Here is a 24256-nt window from a genome sequence, read left to right as displayed (position 1 = left end):
GCCGATACGTCTTTCGCGCAGCGTGCAGTTCAAGTTCATTTCTATTTGGGAGTAATGATGCAGAAACGATTCAAACAACTGATGTTGCTGGCTGCTCTCGTGCCGACCTTCGCTATGGCTCAAGCACTGCAAAGCCAGGCGCCGGCGGCTCCGGCTGCAGCCGCTGCACCGGTTGATCCGGCCAAGCAGGCAGCAATCAAAGACCTGCTGGACGCAATCGACGCACAGAAGCTGGTCGGCGCAATCGGCAACAGCGCCCAGATGCAGGCCAAGCAACTCGTCCCGGCTATCCTGTCGGACGCGCTGAGCGAAAACAAGACGATGACGGACAAGCAGAAGCAGGCTTCCGTCCCGGCGCTGCAGAAGAATTCGGTGCCGAAGCTGGTTGACGGCGCAGGTCAGGTGTTCGCAACCGACGGCTTCCGTCAGGACGCCATGCAAGCTCAGTACGACGCTTACGCGAAGTACTACAGCACGTCGGAAATCAAAGACCTGACCACGTTCTACAAGAGCCCGACCGGCCGCAAGTTCATCCAGGTCCAAGACCAGGTTGGCCGCGACGTCGTGAATGGCTTGATGCAAAAGTACATGCCGCAATCGATCAAGGCAACGCGTGACCAGGCCGACAAGGAAGTCGCTTCGGTCAAGCCGGCGAAGTAATACGGCTGGGTAATCCGGCGAGGTAATCCCGCATAGCCCGACCGCCCGGTAGGCTTTACTGCATTGGGTTTGGCGGCTTGGCGGTGTCGATGCGATAATGGCTGTTTGCGCACATGCGCAAACAGCCATTATCTTTTTCGGCGCGAAATTGTCGGTCAGTCGCGCTGGCTTCCAGGATCACACGATGCGCGTCTTTAATTTCTCCGCGGGCCCCGCGGCCATGCCAGAAGAAGTGCTGCGTCAGGCCGCCGGCGAAATGCTCGATTGGCAAGGCAGCGGCATGAGCGTGATGGAAATGAGCCATCGCGGTAAAGAGTTCATGTCTATCCATGAAGAAGCGCTCACCGATCTGCGTGATTTGCTCGCGGTGCCCGCCAGTCATCGCATCCTGTTCCTGCAGGGCGGCGGCCTGGGCGAAAACGCCATCGTGCCGATGAACCTGATGGGCAGCAAACCGCGTGCGGACTTCGTGGTGACCGGTTCGTGGTCGCAAAAGTCGCTGAAGGAAGCGCAGAAGTACGGCGCGGTACATCTGGCCGCGAGCGGTCAGACTGCCGACGGTTTCACCCGCGCACCGTCGCGCGCCGAGTGGCAACTGTCGGACGACCCGGCTTACGTGCACGTGTGTACCAACGAAACCATTCATGGGGTGGAAACGTTCGAGATCCCAGATTTGGGCGATATCCCGCTGGTGGCCGACGCGTCGTCGCATATCCTGTCGCGCCCCATGGACATCGCCAAGTACGGTGTGCTGTTCGGCGGTGCGCAGAAGAACATCGGCATGGCCGGGGTCACCGTCGTGATCGTGCGCGAAGACCTGCTCGATCGCGCAATGCCGGTCTGCCCGTCGGCGTTCGAGTGGAAGACCGTCGCCGAGAACAATTCCATGTTCAATACGCCGCCCACTTACGCCATCTATATCGCCGGACTCGTGTTCAAGTGGTTGAAGAAGCAGGGCGGCCTGGTGGCAATGGAAGCGCGCAATCTCGAGAAGTCAAAGCTGCTGTACGACACCATCGACGCAAGCCCGTTCTATCTGAACAAGGTCGAGCACGGCTCGCGCTCGCGCATGAACGTACCGTTCTTTCTGGCCGACGAGTCGCGCAACGACGACTTTCTCGCCGGTGCGAAGGCCCGCGGAATGGTGCAGTTGAAGGGACACAAGTCCGTCGGCGGTATGCGGGCGTCCATCTACAACGCCGTGCCGCTCGAGGCCGTCCAGGCGCTGGTCGAGTACATGAAAGAGTTCGAACAGCACAGCGCCTGATCCGCCCGCAGTGCCTGATTCGCCAACGCCGACAGCAGACACCCGGCAATCAGCGCACTCGTTTTCCAAAGCATCACGCAGTTACCCGCAGGGCCGTTTCTAGTATGGATGACGAACTCAACAGCCAGCTCAAGCCTCTTCGCGAACGAATCGACGCGCTCGACGCCCAGTTGATCGCGCTGCTCAATCAGCGCGCCGCAGTGGCGCTCGAAGTGGGCGAGGTCAAGAAGCATTTCAACGCGCCGGTGTTCCGGCCGGAGCGCGAACAGCAGGTGATCGCCCGCTTGCAGGGCATGAGCGACGGTCCTTTGGCGAGCGAACATATCGGCGCAATCTGGCGCGAGATCATGGCCGCGAGCCGCGCGCTGGAAAAGACCATCAAGGTCGGTTATCTCGGCCCGGTCGGCACCTATAGCGAACAGGCGATGCACGAGTACTTCGGTCAGTCGATCGAAGGTTTGCCGTGCCCCTCCATCGACGAAGTGTTCCGCTCGGTCGAAGCCGGCGCGGCAGAGTTCGGCGTCGTGCCGGTCGAGAATTCGACCGAAGGCGCGGTCTCGCGCACGCTCGACCTGTTGTTGCAAACGCAGTTGTCGATCGGCGGCGAACTGGCCTTACCCATCCATCACAATCTGTTGACGCGCAATGGCGGCTTGACGGGCGTGACGCGTGTGTGCGCGCATGCGCAAGCGCTCGCTCAATGCCAGCGCTGGCTCGCAACCAACGCGCCGCATCTGGAGCGCCAGGCGGTGTCGAGCAATGCCGAGGCGGCCCGCCTGGCGGCGGACGATCCGACCGTCGCGGCCATCGCCGGCGATCGCGCGGCGACGCACTACGGTCTGCAGGTCGCGTACGCGCTCATCCAGGACGACCCGCATAACCGCACCCGCTTCGTGATGATCGGCAAGGCGCGCACCGGCGTGAGCGGCAACGATCAGACGTCGCTGATCGTGTCGGTCGCGAACGAACCGGGCGCGGTGTTCAAGCTGCTCGAACCGCTGGCGCGTCACAGCGTCTCGATGACCCGCTTCGAGTCGCGCCCGGCGCGCGTCGGCACGTGGGAGTATTACTTTTATATCGACGTCGAAGGTCATCGCGACGACGCGCCGGTCGCCGCCGCGCTCGCCGAACTCGGCGAGAAGGCCGAATTCCTGAAGATTCTGGGCTCGTATCCGCGCGCCCGTTGACCTCATCCAAGCGGCGCGTTCGGCGCTTCGCCGGCGCGCCGTGCATTTCATTACTCATCGATGTTCGGAGATCTCATGACAGCGTCTTTCGGTCCTTCTTACGTTCGCGCAATCGCCCCCTACGTTGCCGGCAAACCGATTTCCGAAGTGGCCCGTGAGTTTGGACTCGACGAAGCGACGATCGTGAAACTCGCTTCGAATGAAAATCCGCTCGGCATGCCCGAATCGGCCAGGCAGGCGATGGTGCAAGCCGCGAGCGAACTCGGTCGCTATCCGGACGCGAACGCGTTCGAACTGAAGGCCGCGTTGAGCGAGCGCTATGGCGTGCCGCCCGAGTGGATCACGCTGGGTAACGGCAGCAACGACATTCTCGAAATCGCCGCGCACGCGTTCGTGCAGAAGGGCGAGTCGATCGTGTACGCACAGTACTCGTTCGCGGTGTACGCGCTGGCCACACAAGGTCTCGGCGCGCGCGCGATCGTCGTGCCGGCCGTCGCCTACGGCCACGATCTGGACGCGATGCTGGCCGCAATCACGGACGACACGCGCCTGATCTTCGTCGCTAATCCGAATAACCCGACCGGTACCTATATCGAAGGCGCGAAGCTCGAAGCGTTTCTCGACAAGGTGCCGCGCCATGTCGTCGTGGTGCTGGACGAGGCGTACACGGAATATCTGCCGGAAGAAAAGCGTTACGACTCGATTTCCTGGGCACGCCGCTATCCAAACCTGCTGGTGTCGCGCACGTTCTCGAAGGCGTACGGCCTCGCCGGTCTGCGCGTTGGCTTCGCCATTGCGCAGCCTGAACTGACCGATCTGCTGAACCGTCTGCGTCAGCCGTTCAACGTGAATACGCTGGCGCAAGCCGCGGCGATCGCGGCGCTGAACGACCAGGCCTTCCTGAAAAAAAGCGCCGAGCTGAACGCGCAAGGCTACCGCCGTCTGGTCGAAGCATTCGACAAGCTGGGTCTCGAGTACGTGCCGTCGGACGGTAACTTCGTGCTGGTGCGCGTCGGCGACGACGACGCAGCCGGCAACCGCGTCAATCTCGGCTTGCTGAAGCAGGGCGTGATCGTGCGTCCGGTCGGCAATTACGGGTTGCCGCAATGGTTGCGCATCACGATCGGCCTGCCGGAAGAAAACGAAGCCTTTATCGCGGCACTCGAAAAGACGCTTGCGGCTTCCTGAGTTGTCGGCGTTTCCTTTGTCCCCTGTGTTTGCAAACTCTCCACCCGCGCAACCGCTTCGCGAGAAGCGCGCGTTTTTTCCGTGACTGCTGTGGCCGTGTTCTCTTTTGACAAGCTGGTGATTTTCGGTGTCGGTCTGATCGGCGGATCGCTTGCGCGCGCGCTGCGTGAATATGGCGAGCATGGCGACGCTGCCGGGTTGCGCCAGGTGATCGGGGTCGGCAGGTCGTCCGCGTCGAGCAAGCGGGCAGTGGAGTTGGGGGTGATCGACGGCGCAGCGGCCTTGCAGGACGACGACGCCTTGCGCGACGCACTGTCCGGCGCCGACTTCGTGCTGCTGGCCGCGCCGGTCGCTCAAACCCAGCCGCTGCTCGAACGCATTGCGCCGTATCTGGATGCCGGGACAATCGTTACCGATGCCGGCAGTACCAAATCGGACGTGGTTGAAGCGGCCCGCGCCGCGCTCGGTACGCGCATCGCGCAATTCGTGCCCGGGCATCCGATTGCCGGGCGCGAAGCAAGCGGCGTGGACGCAGCGTTACCCGATCTCTACGTGAACCGCAACGTCGTGCTCTGCCCGCTGCCGGAAAACGCCCCGGCCGCGGTCGAGCGAGTTGCGGCGATGTGGCGGGCCACCGGCGGGTGCGTGCGCGAAATGACGTGCGAGCAGCACGACCGCGTGCTCGCGTCGGTGAGCCATCTGCCGCATGTTTTGTCGTTTGCGCTCGTCGAGCAGATTCTCGCTTCGCCCGACGCCGCGCTTAAATTCTCATTCGCGGCCGGCGGTTTTCGCGACTTCACGCGGATTGCCGCGTCGAGTCCGGAGATGTGGCGCGACATCTGCGTGGCGAACCGTGCCGCGCTGCTCGACGAACTCGACGCCTACACCGCGGTGCTCGCGCGTTTGCGCTCGGCGATCGAAGCGGGCGACGGCGCCACGCTCGAAGCCGTGTTTGCCCGTTCGCGCGAGGCGCGTAGCGAGTGGCAGGAACGACGTGTTGCGGGCGCGACGCCCGGCGACGTGTCGACCTAACCGGAAACTGGACTCAATCATGGAATTCCTCGATCTCGGACCTTTTTCGCGTGCGTCCGGCACGGTGCGTCTGCCCGGCTCGAAAAGCATTTCGAACCGGGTGCTGCTGCTTGCCGCGCTGGCCGAGGGCGAAACGACGATCACCAATCTGCTCGACTCCGACGACACCCGCGTCATGCTCGACGCGCTCGCGAAACTTGGCGTGCATCTGCAGCGCAACGCCGACACCTGCGTGGTGACCGGCACCCGCGGCGCGTTCACGGCGCGCTCGGCCGATCTGTTCCTCGGCAATGCGGGCACGGCGGTGCGTCCGCTGACCGCGGCGCTGGCGGTGAACGGCGGCGACTACCGCATTCACGGCGTGCCGCGCATGCACGAGCGGCCGATCGGCGATCTGGTCGACGGATTGCGCCAGATCGGCGCGAAGATCGATTACGAAGAAAACGACGGGTATCCGCCGCTGCGCATCCGGCCGGCGCAGATTTCCGCCGACGCGCCCATCCACGTGCGCGGCGACGTGTCGAGCCAGTTCCTCACCTCCTTGCTGATGACCTTGCCGCTCTTGCGCACCGCGAGCGGTGTCAGCACGGTGCAGGTGGACGGCGAGCTGATCTCGAAGCCGTATATCGAGATCACGATCAAGCTGATGGCGCGTTTCGGCATTCAGGTCGAGCGCGACGGCTGGCATCGGTTCGTGGTCCCGGCGGGTCAGCGCTATCGCTCGCCGGGCAAGATCATGGTGGAGGGCGACGCGTCGTCGGCGTCGTATTTCCTCGCGGCCGGCGCGCTGGGCGGCGGCCCGCTGAAGGTGGAAGGCGTCGGCCGGGCCAGCATTCAGGGCGACGTGGGATTCGCCGATGCGCTCATCCGGATGGGTGCGAACCTGCAGATGGGCGACGACTGGATCGAGGTGCGCGGCGTCGGTCACGACAGCGGCAAGCTCGAGCCTATCGACATGGACTTCAACCTGATTCCGGATGCGGCCATGACGATCGCCGTGGCCGCGCTGTTCGCGGACGGCACGACGACGTTGCGCAATATCGGCAGCTGGCGCGTGAAGGAGACCGACCGCATCGCCGCGATGGCGACCGAACTGCGCAAGGTCGGCGCGAAAGTCGAGGAGGGCGACGACTATCTGGTCGTCACGCCGCCCGTCAAACTGATTCCCCATGCCGCGATCGACACCTACGACGATCACCGCATGGCCATGTGCTTCTCGCTGGTGAGCCTTGGCGGCGTGCCGATCCGGATCAACGATCCGAAGTGCGTTGGCAAGACGTTCCCCGATTATTTCGAGCGCTTTACCGCGCTCGCTCAACCCTGATTCTTCCCGAATCGACTGAAGCGCGACTTTTTCGATGAAACCGACCCGTCCTTTTCACCAGACGCCCGTCATCACGATCGACGGCCCGAGCGCTTCCGGCAAAGGCACGGTGGCTGCGCTGGTGGCCGCGAGCCTCGGCTTCCATCTGCTGGACAGCGGTGCGCTGTACCGGCTGGCGGCGCTGGCCAGCCTGCGCTACGACATCCCGGGCGACGACGTGGGCGCGCTCGTCAAGCTGATCGACGACCTTCACATCACGTTTCGCGAGGGGTTGGCGCAGCTCGACGGCGTCGACGTTTCGGCCGAGATTCGCGCCGAGGAAGTCGGCAGCCGGGCTTCTGCGATCGCGGTCCACGCGCCGGTGCGAACCGCGCTGGTGGCCCGTCAGCGGGCGTTCCGCAAAGAACCTGGTCTCGTCGCCGACGGCCGCGACATGGGTACGGTGATCTTCTCCGACGCCGTGCTTAAGGTGTTCATGACCGCCAGTGTCGAGGCTCGTGCGGCGCGCCGGCATAAGCAATTGATACAAAAAGGCTTTTCTGCTAATATAGATGACTTGCTCCGGGATTTGCGGGAGCGTGACGAGCGCGATAGTCAGCGCGAAGCCGCGCCACTCAAGCCCGCAGCGGACGCAAAGCTGCTTGATACCTCCGCATTGTCCGTCGACCAGGCGGTCGAACAGGTGGTGCAGTGGTACCAAGTTCTGATCCCGCATAGCTAACGGACACTGACGGATTGCCCGACTGGTTCACCCGGTCAGCTCATTCGGCCAGTTACCGGGCGGGTGCTGTAGAAGTCCCTGTTGTGGTAGGTGCTGCGCGAAACCGTCGCGTGGCTTGTATTAACCCCTTAACCCCGCGTGGCATTCGCATTACTGGCCGTAGTTGCTGACCTTCCGGCCAGCCGGGCCCCGCGAGCACCATGCAAATTTCGATTTTTATGTCCGACCTGCAAACCTCTACCCCGAATACCGAATCTTTTGCGGCTCTGTTCGAAGAGTCGCTGACCAAGCAAGACATGCGCGCTGGCGAGGTCATCTCCGCCGAAGTCGTGCGTGTCGACCACAACTTCGTGGTCGTCAACGCTGGTCTCAAGTCCGAAGCCTACATCCCGCTAGAAGAGTTCCTGAACGACGCGGGCGAGGTAGAAGTGCAGGCGGGCGACTTCGTTTCCGTCGCGATCGACGCGCTGGAAAACGGCTATGGCGACACGATCCTGTCGCGCGACAAGGCGAAACGTCTGGCTTCGTGGCTGTCGCTGGAAAAAGCGCTCGACAACAACGAACTCGTGACCGGAACGATCACGGGCAAGGTCAAGGGCGGCATGACCGTGATGGTCAACGGCATCCGCGCATTCCTGCCGGGTTCGCTGGTCGACACGCGTCCGGTCAAGGACACGACCCCGTACGAAGGCAAGACGCTGGAATTCCGCGTCATCAAGCTCGACCGCAAGCGTAACAACGTCGTGCTGTCGCGTCGTGCCGTGATCGAAGCAACCCAGGGCGAAGAGCGCGCAAAGCTGCTCGAAACGCTGAAGGAAGGCGCGATCGTGGAAGGCGTGGTGAAGAACATCACCGACTACGGCGCATTCGTGGACCTGGGCGGTATCGACGGCCTGCTGCACATCACCGACATCGCATGGCGTCGTGTGCGTCACCCGAGCGAAGTTCTGTCGGTTGGCCAGGAAGTCACCGCGAAGATCCTCAAGTTCGATCAAGAGAAGAACCGCGTTTCGCTGGGTATCAAGCAACTGGGCGACGATCCGTGGGAAGGCATTTCGCGCCGTTACCCGTCGGGCACGCGTCTGTTCGGTAAGGTCACCAACATCACCGACTACGGCGCATTCGTCGAAGTGGAATCGGGCATCGAAGGCCTGGTTCACGTGTCGGAAATGGACTGGACGAACAAGAACGTTGCACCGTCGAAGGTCGTGCAACTGGGCGACGAAGTCGAAGTCATGGTTCTCGAAATCGACGAAGACCGCCGCCGTATCAGCCTCGGCATGAAGCAATGCAAGCCGAACCCGTGGGACGATTTCAGCCGCAACTTCAAGAAGGGCGACAAGCTGCAAGGCGCAATCAAGTCGATCACCGACTTCGGCGTCTTCATCGGTCTGCCGGGCGGCATCGACGGTCTGGTTCATCTGTCGGACCTGTCGTGGTCGGAAACGGGCGAAGAAGCCGTTCGCAAGTACAAGAAGGGCGACGAAGTCGAAGCCATCGTGCTCGGTATCGACGTCGAGAAGGAACGCATTTCGCTGGGTATCAAGCAGCTCGAAGGCGACCCGTTCAGCAACTTCGTTGCCATGAACGACAAGGGTTCGATCGTCGACGGCGTGGTCAAGACGGTGGACGCGAAGGGTGCCGTGGTTCAGCTGTCGGTTGAAGTCGAAGGCTACCTGCGCGCATCGGAAATCGCTCAAGACCGCGTGGAAGACGCTCGCAACGTGCTGAAGGAAGGCGACAAGGTCAACGCGATGATCATCAACATCGATCGCAAGTCGCGTGGCATCAACCTGTCGGTCAAGGCCAAGGATTCGGCTGAGCAACAGGAAGCGATCCGCGGCCTGGCTTCGTCGGACTCGAGCTCTGCTGCAACCGGCACGACGAACCTTGGCGCGCTGTTGAAAGCCAAGCTCGACGGCCAGAACCAGTAATTGAGGAACGCCCCCGACCCTGTCGAAAGGCGGGTGGCCCTTCTTCATGAAGGAGGGCAGTACACGTTGGGGGCAGACCGGCGTTCTCTTGTGAGGTCTGCTGCAGAATGACCAAATCGGAATTGGTCGCCCAGTTGGCCACGCGTTTTCCGCAGCTTGTTCTTAAAGATGCGGACTTCGCGGTGAAGACGATGCTCGATGCAATGTCGGAGGCGCTTGCCAATGGTCACCGCATCGAAATTCGCGGCTTCGGCAGCTTCGGTCTCAACCGTCGTCCATCCCGCGTTGGACGCAATCCCAAATCGGGCGAGAAGGTGCTGGTACCTGAGAAGTACGTACCGCACTTCAAGCCGGGCAAGGAATTGCGTGAACGTGTAGATCGTCGGGCGGGCGAGCCGTTGAAAGACGAAGAGCCGGATGACGATCTGTAAAATGCCCCCGCCGTGCGGATTGCCGCATGATAAGGGTTGGCCTTGCAGTGTCAGCGGCCAAAGCCAGTCGGCATGAAGACCAGAAAAAAAGCGCCCTCGGGCGCTTTTTTTTTGCCTCTGCGGCCTTGGCCACCTCTGCCCGGAAGCACGCATCCCGCCAGTTCCTGCCCAGCCGCGAGGGCTTCAATTACAATACGGGTCACTTCGGCGCGGGCAATACCGTGGCGCGATGCGTCATCAAGCTGGCGTCACCTCGCAACTGCCGTCAAGAGACCTATACATGAAATTTATCGTCTGGCTAATCCGTGTGCTGGTGTTCGTGCTGCTGCTGGTGCTCGCACTCTCCAATACGCAACCTGCTACGCTGAATTTCCTCGCCGGCTATGCATGGTCGGCACCCTTGATCCTGATCGGCCTCGCATTCTTCGTCGTGGGTTTGCTGGCTGGCCTCGTGTCCGCTTTACCGGCTTCGCTGCGTCTGCGCATGGAAAACGGCCGGCTCAAGCGCGAGTTGCGCGTGGCGCGTGAAACGCCCGTGGTGGTCGAACAGCCGCCCATGCCGCCGCTCATCTGATATTTCCTCTGCCGCGCGTAGTCGGCGCGGCATTTCGTTTCCGCCTTTCCGCAAAGTAGCGTCAATCGCATGGATCTAGACTTCTGGTGGCTGCTGGTCATACCCGTCGCGTTCGCGTTCGGCTGGATGGCTGCGCGCTACGACCTCAAGACGCTGTTGTCCGAAAGCGCCAATCTGCCCCGGTCGTACTTCCGAGGTCTCAATTTTCTGCTCAACGAACAGCCGGATCAGGCCATCGACGCGTTCATCGAAGTCGTCAAGCTCGACCCGGAAACCATCGAGTTGCACTTCGCGCTCGGCAATCTGTTCCGTCGCCGCGGTGAAACCGATCGGGCGATCCGTGTGCATCAGAATCTGCTGAGCCGCGCGGACCTGCCGGTCACCGAGCGCGATCACGCGCTTTACGAACTCGGTCAGGACTTTCTCAAGGCAGGCCTGCTAGACCGCGCGGAAGAAACCTTCCGTTCGCTCGAGACCGGCGATTACGCACTCGGCGCGCAACGCGCGTTGCTCACGATCTACGAGATCGAGAAAGACTGGGTCAAATCGATCGATACGGCGCGTCATCTGGAAACCATGGGCGCCGCGTCGCTCGACAAGGAAATCGCCCAGTTCTATTGCGAGCTTGCGCAGGAAGCCCTGCAACAAAAGAACCCCGAAGAATCGCGCAAACAACTCGGTCTCGCGTTGAAGGCGAATCCGCACAATGTACGCGCCACGATCCTGTTCGGCGACGTGGATGCCGCCGGCGGTGCGCAGGAAGCCGCCATCGCGCAATGGAAGCGGGTGGAGGAACAGAATCCGGCGTATCTGCCGCTCGTCGCCGAAAAGTTGATGAAGGCCTACGATGCGCTCGGCCGTTCGCAGGAAGGCGCCGACCTGCTGACCGAATGGGTGGACCGGTATCCGTCCAACGATCTGCTCGATGTCGCGTATCAGCATGTGGCGTCGCTGCGCGGACTGGACGCGGCGCACGCGCTCGCGCGCGCGCAGATGCTGAAGTCGCCGAACCTGGCCGGCATGACGCGACTGCTCGAAGCACAACAGGCCGTCGCCGAAGAGCCGCGACGCGGCGAACTCGAACTCATGCGTACGCTGATTCGCCAACGGACCAAAAACCTACCCCGATATACTTGCCAGAACTGTGGTTTCCGGGCGCGCCTGTTTTACTGGCAATGTCCTGGGTGCAGCGGTTGGGAGAGCTACGCGCCGCGCCGCGTGGAGCCCATTGCCGCGTCCAGTTGATCGAAGCGCGACCGTCGCAGATCGTCGCGCCGTCCGGGTATCGAACTCGCGCGACGAGCGAGGCCCGCAGTTTCACACTGCCCGGCGCCCAAACGCACGGTCCATCCCGAGAATCTCCCACCGGAGTCTCCCACCGGAAAGCATATGAAAATAACCATTATCGGCACGGGCTACGTCGGACTCGTCACGGGTGCGTGTCTCGCCGAAATCGGTCATGACGTTTTCTGTCTGGATGTCGATCCGCGCAAGATCGACATTCTGAACAACGGTGGCGTGCCCATCCACGAGCCGGGTTTGCAGGAAGTGATTGCCCGCACGCGCTCGGCTCACCGCATCCGCTTTTCTACCGATATCGCAGCGGGCGTCGCGCATGGCGACGTGCAGTTCATCGCGGTCGGCACGCCGCCCGATGAAGACGGTTCAGCCGATCTTCAATATGTGCTCGAAGCGGCGCGCAACATCGGCAGGACGATGGACGGCTTCAAGGTCATCGTCGACAAATCGACGGTGCCCGTCGGCACCGCGCAACGTGTGCGCGCGGCGGTCGAGGAAGAACTGGCGAAGCGCGGCCTTGCCGGCAGCGACGAGCACGGGTTCTCGGTCGTGTCGAATCCCGAATTCCTGAAAGAAGGCGCCGCCGTCGACGACTTCATGCGCCCCGACCGGATCGTGCTCGGCAGCGACGAAGACGAAGCCGGCCTGCGCGCCCGCGAGTTGATGAAGCGTCTGTACGCGCCGTTCAACCGCAATCACGAACGCACGTTGTACATGGACGTGCGCTCCGCCGAATTCACGAAGTACGCCGCCAACGCCATGCTGGCTACGCGCATCTCGTTCATGAACGAGATGGCGAATCTGGCCGATCGCGTCGGCGCGGATATCGAAGCGGTCCGGCGCGGTATCGGCTCGGATCCGCGCATCGGTTATCACTTTCTCTACGCGGGCGCGGGCTATGGCGGCTCGTGTTTTCCGAAGGACGTCCAGGCGTTGATCCGCACGGCCAGCGAGAGCGGCCACAATCTGCGCATTCTCGAAGCGGTCGAGGAAGTCAACGACCGGCAGAAGGACGTACTGGTGCGCAAGATCACGGCGCACCTCGGTGAGGACCTCGGCGAGCGCACTTTCGCCGTCTGGGGCCTCGCCTTCAAGCCGAATACCGACGACATGCGCGAGGCGCCGAGCCGCCGGCTGATCGCGGAACTGCTCCGGCGCGGCGCGAAGGTTCGTGCGTACGACCCGGTCGCGATCGACGAAGCGCGGCGCGTGTTCGCGATCGACCTGCACGACGAAGCGGAACAACTCGCGCGTCTCACCTTCACGAAAACACAGAACGACACGTTGAACGGCGCCGATGCGCTCGTGGTCGTCACCGAATGGAAGGCCTTCAAGAGCCCGGACTTCGTGCATCTGAAGTCGGTGCTGAAATTGCCGTTGATTTTCGACGGACGCAACCTGTATGAACCGGAAGCGATGGCCGAACTCGGCATCGACTACCACTCGATTGGACGCCCTTATGCCCAACCCTCCCAACCTCCCGTCGACCCCTCAGGCCATGCCTGAGGCGGCTACGACCTTGACCACGACCGCCACGCCTCCGAGCTCCGCCCCGGCGCTTCCCGTGGTGCCGCGCGCACAACTCGGCGCGGCTCGCGTGCTGGTGGTCGGCGACGTGATGCTCGACCGCTACTGGTTCGGCGACGTGAACCGTATTTCGCCGGAAGCGCCGGTGCCCGTCGTGCACGTGCAGCGTCAGGAAGACCGCCTGGGCGGCGCGGCCAACGTCGCGCGTAACGCGGTCGCGCTCGGCGCGCAAGCCGGACTGTTGTGTGTGGTGGGTCACGACGAGCCGGGCGAACGGATCGTGCAACTGCTCGGCGAAAGCGGCGTGGCCGCGCATCTGGAACGCGATCCGGCCTTGCTCACGACGATCAAGTTGCGCGTGCTGTCGCGCCAGCAGCAACTGCTGCGCGTCGACTTCGAGAATTCGCCGGCTCATGAAGTGCTGCTCGCGGGTCTCGCGCGCTTCGACGAGTTGCTGCCCCTGCACGACGTCTTCCTGATGTCCGACTACGCGAAGGGCGGTCTCACGCACGTCACGAAGATGATCGCGAAGGCGCACGCGGCCGGCAAGCCGGTGCTCGTCGATCCGAAGGGCGACGATTGGGAGCGCTATCGCGGCGCCACGCTGATCACCCCGAACCGCGCCGAGTTGCGCGAAGTGGTGGGGCAGTGGAAGTCGGAGGAAGACCTGCTCGCGCGCGTGACCAGACTGCGCAAGGACCTCGAATTCAAGGCATTGCTGCTGACGCGTTCCGAAGAAGGCATGACGCTGTTCTCGGACGACGGCTTGCTGCACGCGTCGGCGGTCGCACGCGAAGTGTATGATGTCTCGGGCGCCGGCGACACGGTCATCGCCACGCTCGCCGCCATGCTGGGCGCGGGTCTCACGCTGGTCGACGCAGTCGGATTCGCGAATCGCGCAGCAGGTATCGTGGTCGGTAAGCTCGGTACCGCCACTGTCGACTACGACGAACTCTTCCCTTGATCCAGCCCGCTCGCTGACTCCAACGCAAGGCTCCTTACCCGCAGGATCAACATGACTCTCATCGTCACCGGCGCGGCCGGTTTCATCGGCAGCAATCTCGTCAAGGCGCTCAACGAGCGTGGCGAAGACCGCATCATCGCGGTCGACAATCTCACGCGCGCCGACAAGTTCAAGAACCTGGTCGATTGCGAAATCGACGACTATCTCGACAAGACCGAATTCGTCGAACGCTTCAGGCGCGGCGACTTCGGCAAGGTACGCGCGATTTTCCACGAAGGCGCCTGCTCGGACACGATGGAAACCGACGGCCGCTACATGATGGACAACAACTTCCGCTACAGCCGCGAGGTGCTCGACGTCTGCCTCGCGCAGAACATCCAGTTCCTGTACGCGTCGTCGGCGGCCACTTACGGCGGGTCGAGCCGTTTCGTCGAAGACCGCGAAGTCGAGCAGCCGCTGAACGTGTACGGCTATTCGAAATTCCTGTTCGACCAGGTGATTCGCCGCGTCTTGCCGGGCGCGAAAAGCCAGATTGCCGGATTCCGTTATTTCAACGTCTACGGTCCGCGCGAAACGCACAAGGCGCGTATGGCGTCGGTGGCGTTCCACAACTTCAACCAGTTCCGCGCCGAAGGCAAGGTCAAGCTGTTCGGTGAATACAACGGCTACGCTGCGGGCGAGCAGACCCGCGATTTCGTGTCCGTCGAAGACGTCGTGAAGGTCAATCTGTTTTTCTTCGATCATCCGGAGAAGTCGGGCATTTTCAATCTGGGCAGCGGCCGTGCGCAGCCGTTCAACGACATTGCCAGCACCGTGGTCAACACGCTGCGCGGCTTGAACGACGAAGCGCCGCTGTCGCTCGCGGAGCAGGTGCAGCGCGGGCTGATCGAGTACATTCCGTTTCCCGACGCGTTGCGCGGCAAGTACCAGTGCTTCACGCAGGCCGATCAGACGCGCTTGCGCGCCGCGGGCTACGACGCGCCGTTTCTGAGCGTGCAGGAAGGTGTCGACCGTTACGTGCGTTGGCTGTTCGGCCAGGTGTAAATCTTTCGGATCCCTCTTTAAACTGGAATCTCCCGTCTGGTGATGGTCGCCAGACGGTTTGTACGAGGGAGATTCCAATATGTTTCGAAAAGTTCTGGTTACCGCGGCCATGCTGGCCGCTTTCGGTCACGCGTACGCGGCGGTCGACGTCAATACGGCTAACGAAGACGCGTTGCGCGGCATCAAGGGCATCGGTCCTGCCAAAGCGAAAGCCATTCTCGAAGAGCGTACGGCGCATGGTCCGTTCAAGGACCCGGCCGACCTCGGCAAGCGCGTCAAGGGCATGGGCGGGCATACCGTCGAGCGCCTGCAGGCGGAGGGTCTCGCTGTCGGTCCGGCTGGCGCGGCTGCTAACCCGCAGACTGCGGCGGCTTCATCGGGCAAAGGCGCGGCCGTTCCGGCCAACGGCGCAAACGGTGCAAACGGTGCAAACGGCGCGAACGGTGCAGCGGCCCCCGCTGCGACCACGGGTGCCGATGCGCAAAAAGCCAACGCCACCGTGGCGGTGAAGAAATAGCCCAACGCGGATCGCACGCGCAGGTGCATCGGGTGCGTGCGATCCATTGCGGATTGCTTTCATGGTCGGAGTGGTGAGCCCACTCCTTCAGCTGTCATGCAAATGACTGGCTCCCGCGGCTGCCTCCACCGCGGGTTTTTTGTGTGCTTGCAGCGCCGTCCCATTGGCTTGCATAGACGCGCGTTCTCGACGAGCCTGCATCCATGCGCGCAGAAGGGCCGCGCGGCAGTGGGGGGCACGGTGGTTTAGAATCGCTGGATTGCAGACTCCACGCAGCGACAGCACCCAACCCACATGGCTTACAAAACGATTGAAGACACGATCGGCAATACGCCGCTCGTTCAACTGGTCCGGCTTCCCGACGAAGAGATTCGCAGCCGCAACAACGTGATCCTGGCCAAGCTCGAGGGCAACAATCCCGCGGGTTCGGTGAAGGACCGTCCAGCGTTGTCGATGATCAAGAAAGCGGAAGCGCGTGGCCGCATCAAACCGGGCGACACGCTGATCGAATCGACCAGCGGCAACACCGGCATCGCGCTGGCCATGGCCGCCGCGATTCGTGGCTACAAGATGGTGCTGATCATGCCGGAAGATCTGTCGGTGGAGCGTCGTCAGAGCATGGCAGCGTACGGCGCGCAAATCGTCCTCACGCCGGTCACCGGCGGCATGGAATACGCGCGCGATCTTGCCGAGCAGATGCAGCGGGAAGGTAAGGGCATCATCCTCGACCAGTTCGCGAACCCGGACAATCCGGCTGCGCACGTCGAAACCACCGGCCCGGAAATCTGGCGCGATACCGAAGGACGCATCACACACTTCGTGTCGTCGATGGGGACGACCGGCACCATCATGGGCGTGTCGACTTATCTGAAGGAACAGAGCCAGGCCATCGAAATCGTCGGCGCGCAGCCTGAAGAAGGGTCGCGCATTCCGGGCATCCGCAAATGGCCGGAAGCCTATCTGCCGAAGATCTTCGACCGTAGCCGCGTCGACCGGGTTGAAAACGTGAGCCAGGCCGCAGCCGAGGCCATGGCACGGCGCATGGCGTCGGTCGAAGGCGTTTTCGCCGGCATCTCGTCGGGCGGCGCGTGCGAAGTGGCGCTGCGCATTGCGCGTCAGGTCGAGAATGCGACCATCGTATTCATCGTGTGCGATCGTGGCGACCGGTATCTGTCGACAGGCGTGTTCCCGGCCTGATGTAGCGGCGTCACACGCTCGCTCAATAAAAAAAGCGCCCGCAGGCGCTTTTTTTATTGCACCCGGAACTCGCTCATTGCGAAGCCGAAGCGGCTCCCGGTGCCGCAGCATTAGCTCCGCCGTTATTGCCAGGTGCATTCGCCGCGTCGCTGGCCTGCATCTGCGCCTTCACCCGCTGACCCAACTGATACACCGCGAGCGCATAGAAGAAGCTGCGGTTATAGCGCGTCAGCACGTAGAAGTTTTTCAGACCCAGCTTGAACTCCGTTCCGCGACCGGGCGACGGCAAATCCACGACCGTCACCGGCGTGCCGGCTTCCGCCGCGACATCCACGCCCGGCTCGTTCAGCACGAGACCCGCGCGCAGTAGTTGGTCCAGAGGCCAATGCGGCTCCGGCTGACCGTCGGCGGCCGCTTGCGCGACGCCGAGGCTGCCCGCGTCGGTGCCGATTTTCCAGACCACCGGCCGGCCGCTTTCCCACCCGTTCTGCCGCAGATAATTCGCGACGCTGCCGATCGCATCCGCCTGACTCGTCCGCAGATCGATCTGCCGGTTGCCGTCGTAGCTGACCGCGTATTGCGTGATGCTGCTCGGCAGGAACTGCGGAATGCCGATCGCGCCGGTGTACGAACCGAGCACGGTCGTTGGATCGATTTGCGAGTCGCGCGTCCACACCAGGTAGTCTTCGAGATTCTTGCGGAAGGTCGCCTGGCGATCCGCGCGATTGGGTGTATTCGGGTAGTCGAAGCTCAGCGTGGTGAGCGCGTCGAGCACGCGAAAGTTGCCCATGAAGCGCCCGTAAATCGTCTCCACCCCGATGATGCCGACGATCACTTCGGGCGGCACGCCGAACTCTTCATACGCGCGCTGCAGCGTCGCCTGGTTGTCGTGCCAGAAGCGCACACCGGCGTTGATACGCACCTGATCGAGAAAGCGCGACTGATACACGCGCCAGTTCTTGACCGAAGGCGAGGGCGATGGCGTCACGAGCTTTACCGCGGTAGTCGAATAGCTCACGCCGGCAAACAGCGCATGCAGTGCCGACTCGTCGAAGTCGTAACGCGCCACCATGTCGTTGATGAACGCATCGACATTCGCGTTGTTGGCGTAGCGTTGCGGAATGATCTCTTCTTCGAAGGTCTGCCCTTGCGGCGTCGACGGTTGAGGCTGGCTTTGCGCGAATGCGGGCGAAGTTGCCATGAACAGGCACGATGCAGCCGACAGTGCGGCGGCTAGTTTGGTGGCGGTGGTGCGGGTACGTAGCCGGTTTCGCGCAGACAGGGCAAGCTTGACGGTCATAGGGGGCTGGAGGCGCAATGCTGGATAGACGGGAAGAAATCGGTCCGGGGCAGTATACCCGACGCGTTTGTGAATTCCGTACTGGCAACCGGCGGTGCCGGTTCGGTATCTAGGGCGGCCTGTGGTAAGTTGGCGAGTGTTGGTGCGCCGCGGGCGCGCGCCTCTGGACGGAGACCCGCTGCACGGCCGCGAAGGCGTCGCGCAGCAGAAGAGAATATGGCAACCGGCTTTTATTCCCACGCAGACTGTCTGCTGCACGATATGGGGCAATGGCATCCCGAATGTCCTGCGCGTCTGCAGGCAATCGAGGATCAGCTGATTGGCAGCCGTATCGACTCGCTGATCGAACGCGAGTCCGCGCCGCTTGCCGAAGAGTCCGCGCTGTTGCGCGTGCATACGCAGGCGCATGTCGACCACATTCGCAGCATGTCGCCGGCCGAAGGTCAGGCCGAGATCGATCCCGACACGACGATGAATCCGCACACGTGGCAAGCCGCGATGCGCGCAGCGGGCGCCGCGGTGGCCGCCACCGACGCAGTAATCGAAGGCCGTTACGACAATGCGTTCTGCAGCGTGCGGCCGCCCGGTCATCATGCGGAACCCGCGCGCGCGATGGGCTTCTGCTTCTTCAACAACGTGGCGATTGCCGCACGTCATGCGCTCGACGTGCACGGCATGGAGCGCGTCGCGATCATCGACTTCGACGTGCATCACGGCAACGGCACCGAGGCCGCCTTCGCGGGCGACTCGCGCGTGCTGATGTGCAGCATCTTCCAGCATCCCTTCTATCCGTACACGGGCGCCGAGAATCAGGCGCCGAACATGTGCAACGTGCCGATGCCGGCCCGCTCCAAAGGCATGGCGGTGCGCGAAGCGGTCGACCTGCTGTGGCTGCCGCGTCTGCATGAATTCAAGCCCGAGATGATCTTCATCTCAGCCGGTTTCGACGCGCATCGCGAAGACGACCTCGGCAACATGGGCCTCGTCGAAGACGACTACGCGTGGATCACCGACCAGATGCGCGAAATCGCCAGGCGCTATTCGCGCGGCCGGATCGTGAGTTGCCTCGAGGGCGGCTATAACCTCTCGGCGCTGGGACGCAGCGTCGTCGCGCACGTGCGCTCGCTGGCGGGAATCTGAAGGGTACAGCCGCAGTTTTAAAAGGCACGGCCCACCGCGCGCATCAACTTACCCGTTTGCCGATCCAGTCGAGCAACGCGCCGATCACGCGATCCCGGTCGAGATCGTTCATCGTTTCGTGATAACTGCCTTCATGTAGCGTGACCGTTTTGTCCGGCGATCCCGCATGCTGGCCGAACGCGCGGCTGCCCTCGGGTTCCGTCAGCTTGTCGGCGGTGCCGTGATACACCAGCAGCGGCACGCGCAGTCCGGCGCGGCCGCGCTCGATCCGGGCCATCGCCAGCAATAGCTCCGCACCGGTCCGCGCGGGAATCGCGCCGTGATGCACGAGCGGATCGTTCAGGTTGGCTTTCACCACCGGTTGCAGACGCGATAGCAGCGCCGCGTCGATTTTCATCGCCGGAAACCCCGGATAGAGACGGCTGATGAGCTGGCTCAGCTTCAGCATCCAGCGCGGCACGTCACGGCCCGGCGCGAGCGCGGGACTCGACAAAATCAGGCCGCTGAGCCGCCGGCCGCTACCGGCTAGCCGTTCGATCGCGTACAGCGCGGCAATCGCGCCGCCCATGCTGTGGCCCATCAGGAAAAGCGGCGCGCAACTGGTTGCGGCTTCGTCGAGCAACGCTTGCGCGTCGAGCAGGTACTCGTCGAAGCGGCCGATGCGCGCCCGCTTGCCGGGCGCTTCGCCGTGACCGCGCAAATCGATGGCGACCAGTTCGATGCCGGCTGGCGCGAGCCGGTCGGCGAGCGCGGCATATCGGCCCGCGTGCTCCGCGAGTCCGTGCAGCAACGCGACGGTGGCGCGCAGTGGAACGCTGGGTCGCCAGCGGTACAGCGGCAGGACGATGCCATCGCGCGTGGTCACGGTCGTGCGCTGCACGACGGCGCCTTTGCGGGCGCTCGCGAGCGGGCGCACGTTGCTGCCGCCGCCGTTGCTATTGCCGTTGCTATTGCTGCTGCCGGAGCGGGTCGTCTCCATGTCTGCCTGTTCAGGTTGATTTTTGTTCCGCCGATCATAGTCGCAGGGGCTTCATCCCGACGAATGGCGCGCACCGCGTACGGCCTCTAATTCTTTATGGTTATGAAAAGATCGTAATTGATTATTAAAGGGAATGACGTCGCTGCGGTAGAATTGCGGCCTCAAATCCCAATAAAAGCAACGGCGGCTGCTTGCCGGGAGCGCAAAACGCTCGCGGGCAAACCCGCCGTTTCGTTTTTTCCATGATCGAAATTCGCAATATCTCTCAGCGGTTCGCCGGGCCACGGGGCTGGGTCGAGGCGTTGCACAACGTCAATCTGTCGATTCCGGCGGGCGAGGTGTTCGGCATCATCGGCCGCAGCGGGGCAGGCAAGAGTACGCTCGTGCGTACTCTCAATTTGCTCACGCGTCCGACCGAAGGCAATGTCGTCGTCAATGGCCGCGATCTCACGACGCTGCCGTCCGCGCAATTGCGCGAGGCGCGCCGCGAGATCGGCATGATCTTCCAGCATTTCAACCTGCTGTCGTCGCGCACGGTGTACGGCAACGTGGCGCTGCCGCTCGAACTCGCCGGCATGAAGCGCGCCGAAATCGAAGCGCACGTTCTGCCGCTGCTCGAACTGGTCGGGCTGTCGGCGCAGAAGGACCGGTATCCGGCGCAGATCAGCGGTGGACAGAAGCAGCGCGTGGGTATCGCCCGTGCGCTTGCGAGCAAGCCGAAGGTGCTGCTCTCCGACGAGGCGACGTCGGCGCTCGACCCGGAAACCACACGTTCGATTCTCGATCTGCTGCGCCGTATCAATCGCGAACTGAACCTGACCGTCGTGCTGATCACGCATCAGATGGACGTGATCAAGCAGGTTTGCGATCGCGTCGCAGTGCTCGATGCCGGCCGCGTGGTCGAGCAGGGCAAGGTGATCGACGTATTTCTGCAGCCGCATCACGAAGTCACACGGGCGTTGATCGGCGACGTGATCGCGCAGGAACTGCCGCCCGCGCTCAAGGCGCGCGTGGCCGAGAAGCTGAAGAGCGGCAATGGTCACCTGCTGCGGCTTGCCTTCACCGGGTCGGGCGTCGATCAGCCGATTCTCTCCGAGACGATTCGCCGTTACGAACTCGACTTCAACATCCTGCATGGCCAGATCGACGAGATTCAGGGGCAGGCGTTCGGGTCGCTCGCGGTGCTCGCCGGTGGCGAACCCACGATGGTGGCGCAGGCGATCGCGTATCTGCGCGAACAGGGTGTGGTGGTAGAGGAGCTGTCGTATGTTGAGTGAAATGTTGGATATGTTCGTCCAGTCGTTCTGGGAAACGCTGGTGATGGTGGGCATTTCCGGACTGGTCGGCGCGGTCGTCGGCCTGCCGCTCGGCGTGCTGCTGTATCTCACGGACCGCAACGGCGTGCTGCAGAACATCGCGGTGAATCGCGTGATGGGCGTGGTCGTCAACGCGGTGCGCTCCACGCCGTTCATCATTTTGCTGGTCGCGGTGATTCCGTTCACGCGGCTAGTGGTGGGTTCGTCGATCGGGACGGCCGCGGCCGTCGTGCCGCTGACCATCGCCGCCGCGCCGTTCATCGCGCGACTGGTGGAAACCGCATTGCGCGAAGTGGATCGCGGTCTGATCGAAGCCGCTCAGGCGATGGGTGCGAGTACCAGCCAGATCGTCTTCAAAGTGTTGCTGCCCGAGTCGTTGCCGGGCGTGGTCGCCGGGTTGACGATCACGTTCGTCTCGCTGGTCGGCTATTCGGCGATGGCGGGTGCGATCGGCGGCGGCGGCCTGGGCGATCTGGGGATTCGCTACGGTTATCAGCGGTTCCTGCCGGAAGTGATGCTCACGGTGGTCGTGATCCTGATCGTGTTCGTGCAACTAGTGCAGTCGTTTGGGGATTGGCTCGTGCGTCGCCTGAGCCATAAATAACAAGGGTCGTCGAAGACCCGATAAATCAATAACCAGGTTGGAGAGATCTTCATGCAACGTCGTTTCGTTATCAAACTGGCGGCCGTGCTCGGCGCCGCCTCGCTGTTCGCTACCGCTACCGCCGCCCGGGCTGAGGACACGATCAAGGTCGGCGTCACCGGCGGTCCGCACGCGCAGATCATGGAGGTCGTGAAGACCGTCGCGGCGAAGAACGGTCTGAACATCAAGATCGTCGAATTCTCGGATTACGTGCAGCCGAACGCGGCGCTCGCCGGCGGCGATCTGGACGCGAACAGCTACCAGCACGACCCGTATCTGCAGGCGCAAGTGAAAGACCGCGGCTACAAGCTGATCCGCATTGCTGACACGGTCACGTATCCGATGGGTATCTACTCGAAGAAGGTGAAGTCGCTCGCCGACCTGCAGCCGGGTGCGAAGATCGCGGTACCGAACGATCCGACCAACGGCGGCCGGGCTCTGTTGCTGCTGCAAAAGCAGGGTTTGCTGAAGCTGCGCGCCGATGCCGGTCTGAAGGCGACGCCGCTCGACATTACCGACAATCCGAAGAAGCTGAAAATCGTCGAACTCGACGCGGCGCAGATTCCCCGCTCGCTGAACGACGTCGATGCTGCGGCGATCAACACGAACTTCGCGATGGAAGCCGGTTTGAAGCCCAATCAGGATGCAATCGCCGTCGAAGACCCGAAGGGCCCTTATGTGAACGTCATCGCAATCCGCGAAGCAGACCGGAACAAGCCGTGGGTCGCCAAGCTGATCGCGGCGTATCACTCGCCGGAAGTGAAGCAGTTTATCGAAGGCAAGTTCGGCGGGTCGGTCATTACCGCCTGGTAAGCACGGTGCGCGGACCCTTGCGCGGACCGTGTATGGACGGCCCGCGCAAGCCGTGCCGATGTGTCGCAACACCTGATCGCAAAACGCAATTAAAGTCGTAGGTTCTAACCCGGGGTTGTCGCCCGGGTTTTTTCACAGTTAAAATAGTACGATCGTTCGCAATTTACATGACGCCGCGGGGGAGCGATATCCCTTCTGCTAAAGCGCCCGCGACGGGGCTGCCATGGAGCAGTCGCTATAATGTCCGCTGGCTTGACGTATTCGTAACTTTGGAGCGTGTGCATGAAAATCCTGGTGCCGGTGAAAAGAGTGGTCGACTACAACGTGAAAGTCCGGGTGAAATCGGACGGTACGGGCGTCGACATCGCGAACGTAAAAATGTCGATGAACCCGTTCGACGAAATCGCAGTTGAAGAAGCAGTACGGTTGAAAGAGGCAGGCGTGGCGACGGAAGTGATCGCCGTGTCGGCTGGGGTGGCGCAAGCGCAGGAAACGCTGCGTACCGCGCTGGCGATCGGCGCGGACCGCGCCATCCTGATCGAATCTTCCGAAGAGTTGCAGCCGCTGGCAGTCGCCAAGCTGCTGAAGGCGCTGGTCGATAAAGAACAGCCGCAACTGATCATCCTCGGTAAGCAGGCCATCGACGACGACTCGAACCAGACCGGTCAGATGCTGGCCGCGCTGGCAGGTTTGCCGCAAGCCACGTTCGCCTCGAAGGTAACGGTCGCCGACGGCAAGGCAACGGTCGCACGGGAAGTGGATGGCGGTGCCGAAACGCTGTCGCTCACGCTGCCCGCCGTGGTCACCACCGACCTGCGCCTGAACGAGCCGCGTTACGTCACGCTGCCGAACATCATGAAGGCGAAGAAGAAGCCGCTGGAAACGATCAAGCCGGAAGACCTCGGCGTCGACGTGACCCCGCGCCTGAAGACGCTGAAAGTCGCCGAGCCGCCCAAGCGCTCCGCCGGCGTGAAGGTGCCGGATGTGAAGACGCTGGTCGAGAAGCTGAAGAACGAAGCCAAAGTGCTGTGAAGGAGACAGGGTAATGACGAATCTGGTAATCGCAGAACACGACAATGCGTCGATCAAGCCGGCGACGTTGAACACCATCGCCGCTGCGCAGAAAATCGGCGGTGACGTTCACGTGCTGGTCGCGGGTCACAACGCTCAGGCTGCAGCAGATGCAGCAGCGAAGATCG

Annotated in this window: 24 protein-coding genes and 1 pseudogene; 22 read left to right on the top strand and 3 right to left on the bottom strand. The window is 62.5% G+C overall.

Annotated features, from left to right (window positions below; genetic code table 11):
* Positions 1–57 precede the first annotated feature (57 nt).
* Complete coding sequence (locus FQ746_RS22280; RefSeq protein WP_144111802.1) at positions 58–660, top strand: DUF2059 domain-containing protein; 603 nt, start codon at positions 58–60, stop codon at positions 658–660.
* A gap of 55 nt (positions 661–715) precedes the next feature.
* Here the strand turns inward: FQ746_RS22280 and FQ746_RS35290 are convergent, their stop codons facing one another.
* The gene (locus FQ746_RS35290; RefSeq protein WP_260854153.1) at positions 716–991 is read right to left on the bottom strand and encodes a hypothetical protein; all 276 of its coding nucleotides are present in this window, start codon (positions 989–991) and stop codon (positions 716–718) included.
* On the opposite strand from FQ746_RS35290, the gene serC reads away from it, so the two are divergent.
* The 15 genes from serC to cysM all read left to right on the top strand — a co-directional run bounded on the left by serC (position 881) and on the right by cysM (position 16866).
* A complete protein-coding gene (serC, locus tag FQ746_RS22275; protein WP_260854147.1) occupies positions 881–1927 on the top strand; it encodes a 3-phosphoserine/phosphohydroxythreonine transaminase in 1047 nt (348 codons plus the stop codon). The two genes, FQ746_RS35290 and serC, sit on opposite strands and share 111 nt — an antisense overlap.
* 104 nt (positions 1928–2031) lie before the next feature.
* Positions 2032–3114 carry a prephenate dehydratase gene (pheA, locus tag FQ746_RS22270; RefSeq protein ID WP_144111800.1) on the top strand — a complete coding sequence of 361 codons (1083 nt, stop codon included), beginning with the start codon at positions 2032–2034 and terminating at the stop codon, positions 3112–3114.
* A 75-nt stretch (positions 3115–3189) separates the two neighbouring features.
* Positions 3190–4302 carry a histidinol-phosphate transaminase gene (gene hisC / locus FQ746_RS22265; RefSeq protein WP_144111799.1) on the top strand — a complete coding sequence of 371 codons (1113 nt, stop codon included), beginning with the start codon at positions 3190–3192 and terminating at the stop codon, positions 4300–4302.
* An 81-nt stretch (positions 4303–4383) separates the two neighbouring features.
* On the top strand, positions 4384–5334 hold the full coding sequence (locus tag FQ746_RS22260; protein ID WP_144111798.1) for a prephenate dehydrogenase: 951 nt from the start codon (positions 4384–4386) through the stop codon (positions 5332–5334).
* Between the two features lie 19 nt (positions 5335–5353).
* Positions 5354–6658, top strand: coding sequence for a 3-phosphoshikimate 1-carboxyvinyltransferase (gene aroA / locus FQ746_RS22255; protein ID WP_144111797.1), 1305 nt, complete (start codon positions 5354–5356; stop codon positions 6656–6658).
* A 34-nt stretch (positions 6659–6692) separates the two neighbouring features.
* The gene (gene cmk, locus FQ746_RS22250) at positions 6693–7379 is read left to right on the top strand and encodes a (d)CMP kinase (RefSeq protein WP_144111796.1); all 687 of its coding nucleotides are present in this window, start codon (positions 6693–6695) and stop codon (positions 7377–7379) included.
* Positions 7380–7579: 200 nt separating this feature from the next.
* The gene (gene rpsA, locus FQ746_RS22245; RefSeq protein ID WP_144111795.1) at positions 7580–9313 is read left to right on the top strand and encodes a 30S ribosomal protein S1; all 1734 of its coding nucleotides are present in this window, start codon (positions 7580–7582) and stop codon (positions 9311–9313) included.
* 107 nt (positions 9314–9420) lie between these two features.
* Positions 9421–9744 (top strand): integration host factor subunit beta, encoded by a 324-nt coding sequence (locus FQ746_RS22240; RefSeq protein ID WP_094779754.1) that lies wholly within the window; start codon positions 9421–9423, stop codon positions 9742–9744.
* Between the two features lie 280 nt (positions 9745–10024).
* The gene (locus FQ746_RS22235) at positions 10025–10318 is read left to right on the top strand and encodes a lipopolysaccharide assembly LapA domain-containing protein (protein WP_144111794.1); all 294 of its coding nucleotides are present in this window, start codon (positions 10025–10027) and stop codon (positions 10316–10318) included.
* A 69-nt stretch (positions 10319–10387) separates the two neighbouring features.
* A complete protein-coding gene (lapB, locus tag FQ746_RS22230) occupies positions 10388–11563 on the top strand; it encodes a lipopolysaccharide assembly protein LapB (RefSeq protein WP_144111793.1) in 1176 nt (391 codons plus the stop codon).
* A 144-nt stretch (positions 11564–11707) separates the two neighbouring features.
* The gene (locus FQ746_RS22225; RefSeq protein WP_144111792.1) at positions 11708–13123 is read left to right on the top strand and encodes a UDP-glucose dehydrogenase family protein; all 1416 of its coding nucleotides are present in this window, start codon (positions 11708–11710) and stop codon (positions 13121–13123) included.
* Positions 13077–14108: a D-glycero-beta-D-manno-heptose-7-phosphate kinase gene (gene rfaE1 / locus FQ746_RS22220; RefSeq protein ID WP_144111791.1), complete on the top strand. Its 1032-nt coding sequence runs from the start codon at positions 13077–13079 to the stop codon at positions 14106–14108. Before FQ746_RS22225 ends, rfaE1 begins: the two co-directional genes overlap by 47 nt.
* Before the next feature lie 51 nt (positions 14109–14159).
* Positions 14160–15152, top strand: coding sequence for an ADP-glyceromanno-heptose 6-epimerase (gene rfaD / locus FQ746_RS22215; protein ID WP_144111790.1), 993 nt, complete (start codon positions 14160–14162; stop codon positions 15150–15152).
* 79 nt (positions 15153–15231) lie between these two features.
* Positions 15232–15669 carry a ComEA family DNA-binding protein gene (locus FQ746_RS22210; RefSeq protein ID WP_144111789.1) on the top strand — a complete coding sequence of 146 codons (438 nt, stop codon included), beginning with the start codon at positions 15232–15234 and terminating at the stop codon, positions 15667–15669.
* Between the two features lie 294 nt (positions 15670–15963).
* The gene (gene cysM / locus FQ746_RS22205; protein WP_144111788.1) at positions 15964–16866 is read left to right on the top strand and encodes a cysteine synthase CysM; all 903 of its coding nucleotides are present in this window, start codon (positions 15964–15966) and stop codon (positions 16864–16866) included.
* A 73-nt stretch (positions 16867–16939) separates the two neighbouring features.
* On the opposite strand, the gene mltB is transcribed toward cysM, so the two are convergent.
* Complete coding sequence (mltB, locus tag FQ746_RS22200) at positions 16940–18166, bottom strand: lytic murein transglycosylase B (protein ID WP_144111787.1); 1227 nt, start codon at positions 18164–18166, stop codon at positions 16940–16942.
* A gap of 216 nt (positions 18167–18382) precedes the next feature.
* Here mltB and FQ746_RS22195 point away from each other — a divergent pair, with 216 nt between their 5' ends.
* Complete coding sequence (locus FQ746_RS22195; protein ID WP_144111786.1) at positions 18383–19306, top strand: histone deacetylase family protein; 924 nt, start codon at positions 18383–18385, stop codon at positions 19304–19306.
* 43 nt (positions 19307–19349) lie between these two features.
* Here the strand turns inward: FQ746_RS22195 and FQ746_RS22190 are convergent, their stop codons facing one another.
* Positions 19350–20285 (bottom strand): alpha/beta hydrolase, encoded by a 936-nt coding sequence (locus tag FQ746_RS22190; protein WP_144111785.1) that lies wholly within the window; start codon positions 20283–20285, stop codon positions 19350–19352.
* 242 nt (positions 20286–20527) lie between these two features.
* On the opposite strand from FQ746_RS22190, the gene FQ746_RS22185 reads away from it, so the two are divergent.
* From FQ746_RS22185 to FQ746_RS22165, 5 genes and pseudogenes are all read left to right on the top strand, one after another.
* Positions 20528–21562: a methionine ABC transporter ATP-binding protein gene (locus tag FQ746_RS22185; protein ID WP_144111784.1), complete on the top strand. Its 1035-nt coding sequence runs from the start codon at positions 20528–20530 to the stop codon at positions 21560–21562.
* Entirely contained in the window at positions 21552–22205 is a 654-nt protein-coding gene (locus tag FQ746_RS22180; protein ID WP_144111783.1) for a methionine ABC transporter permease, read from the top strand. The genes FQ746_RS22185 and FQ746_RS22180 overlap by 11 nt, the downstream gene beginning before the upstream one ends.
* Before the next feature lie 51 nt (positions 22206–22256).
* A complete protein-coding gene (locus FQ746_RS22175; protein WP_144111782.1) occupies positions 22257–23057 on the top strand; it encodes a MetQ/NlpA family ABC transporter substrate-binding protein in 801 nt (266 codons plus the stop codon).
* Between the two features lie 282 nt (positions 23058–23339).
* Entirely contained in the window at positions 23340–24089 is a 750-nt protein-coding gene (locus FQ746_RS22170; RefSeq protein WP_144111781.1) for an electron transfer flavoprotein subunit beta/FixA family protein, read from the top strand.
* Between the two features lie 13 nt (positions 24090–24102).
* Positions 24103–24256, top strand: a pseudogene (locus tag FQ746_RS22165) (electron transfer flavoprotein subunit alpha/FixB family protein); the annotation flags it as partial.

The sequence above is a fragment of the Paraburkholderia sp. BCC1886 genome, from assembly GCF_900996245.1.
GTDB lineage: Bacteria > Pseudomonadota > Gammaproteobacteria > Burkholderiales > Burkholderiaceae > Paraburkholderia.
The sequence above is the reverse complement of the archived record's forward strand: the minus strand, read 5'-3'. Positions and strand labels throughout refer to the sequence as shown.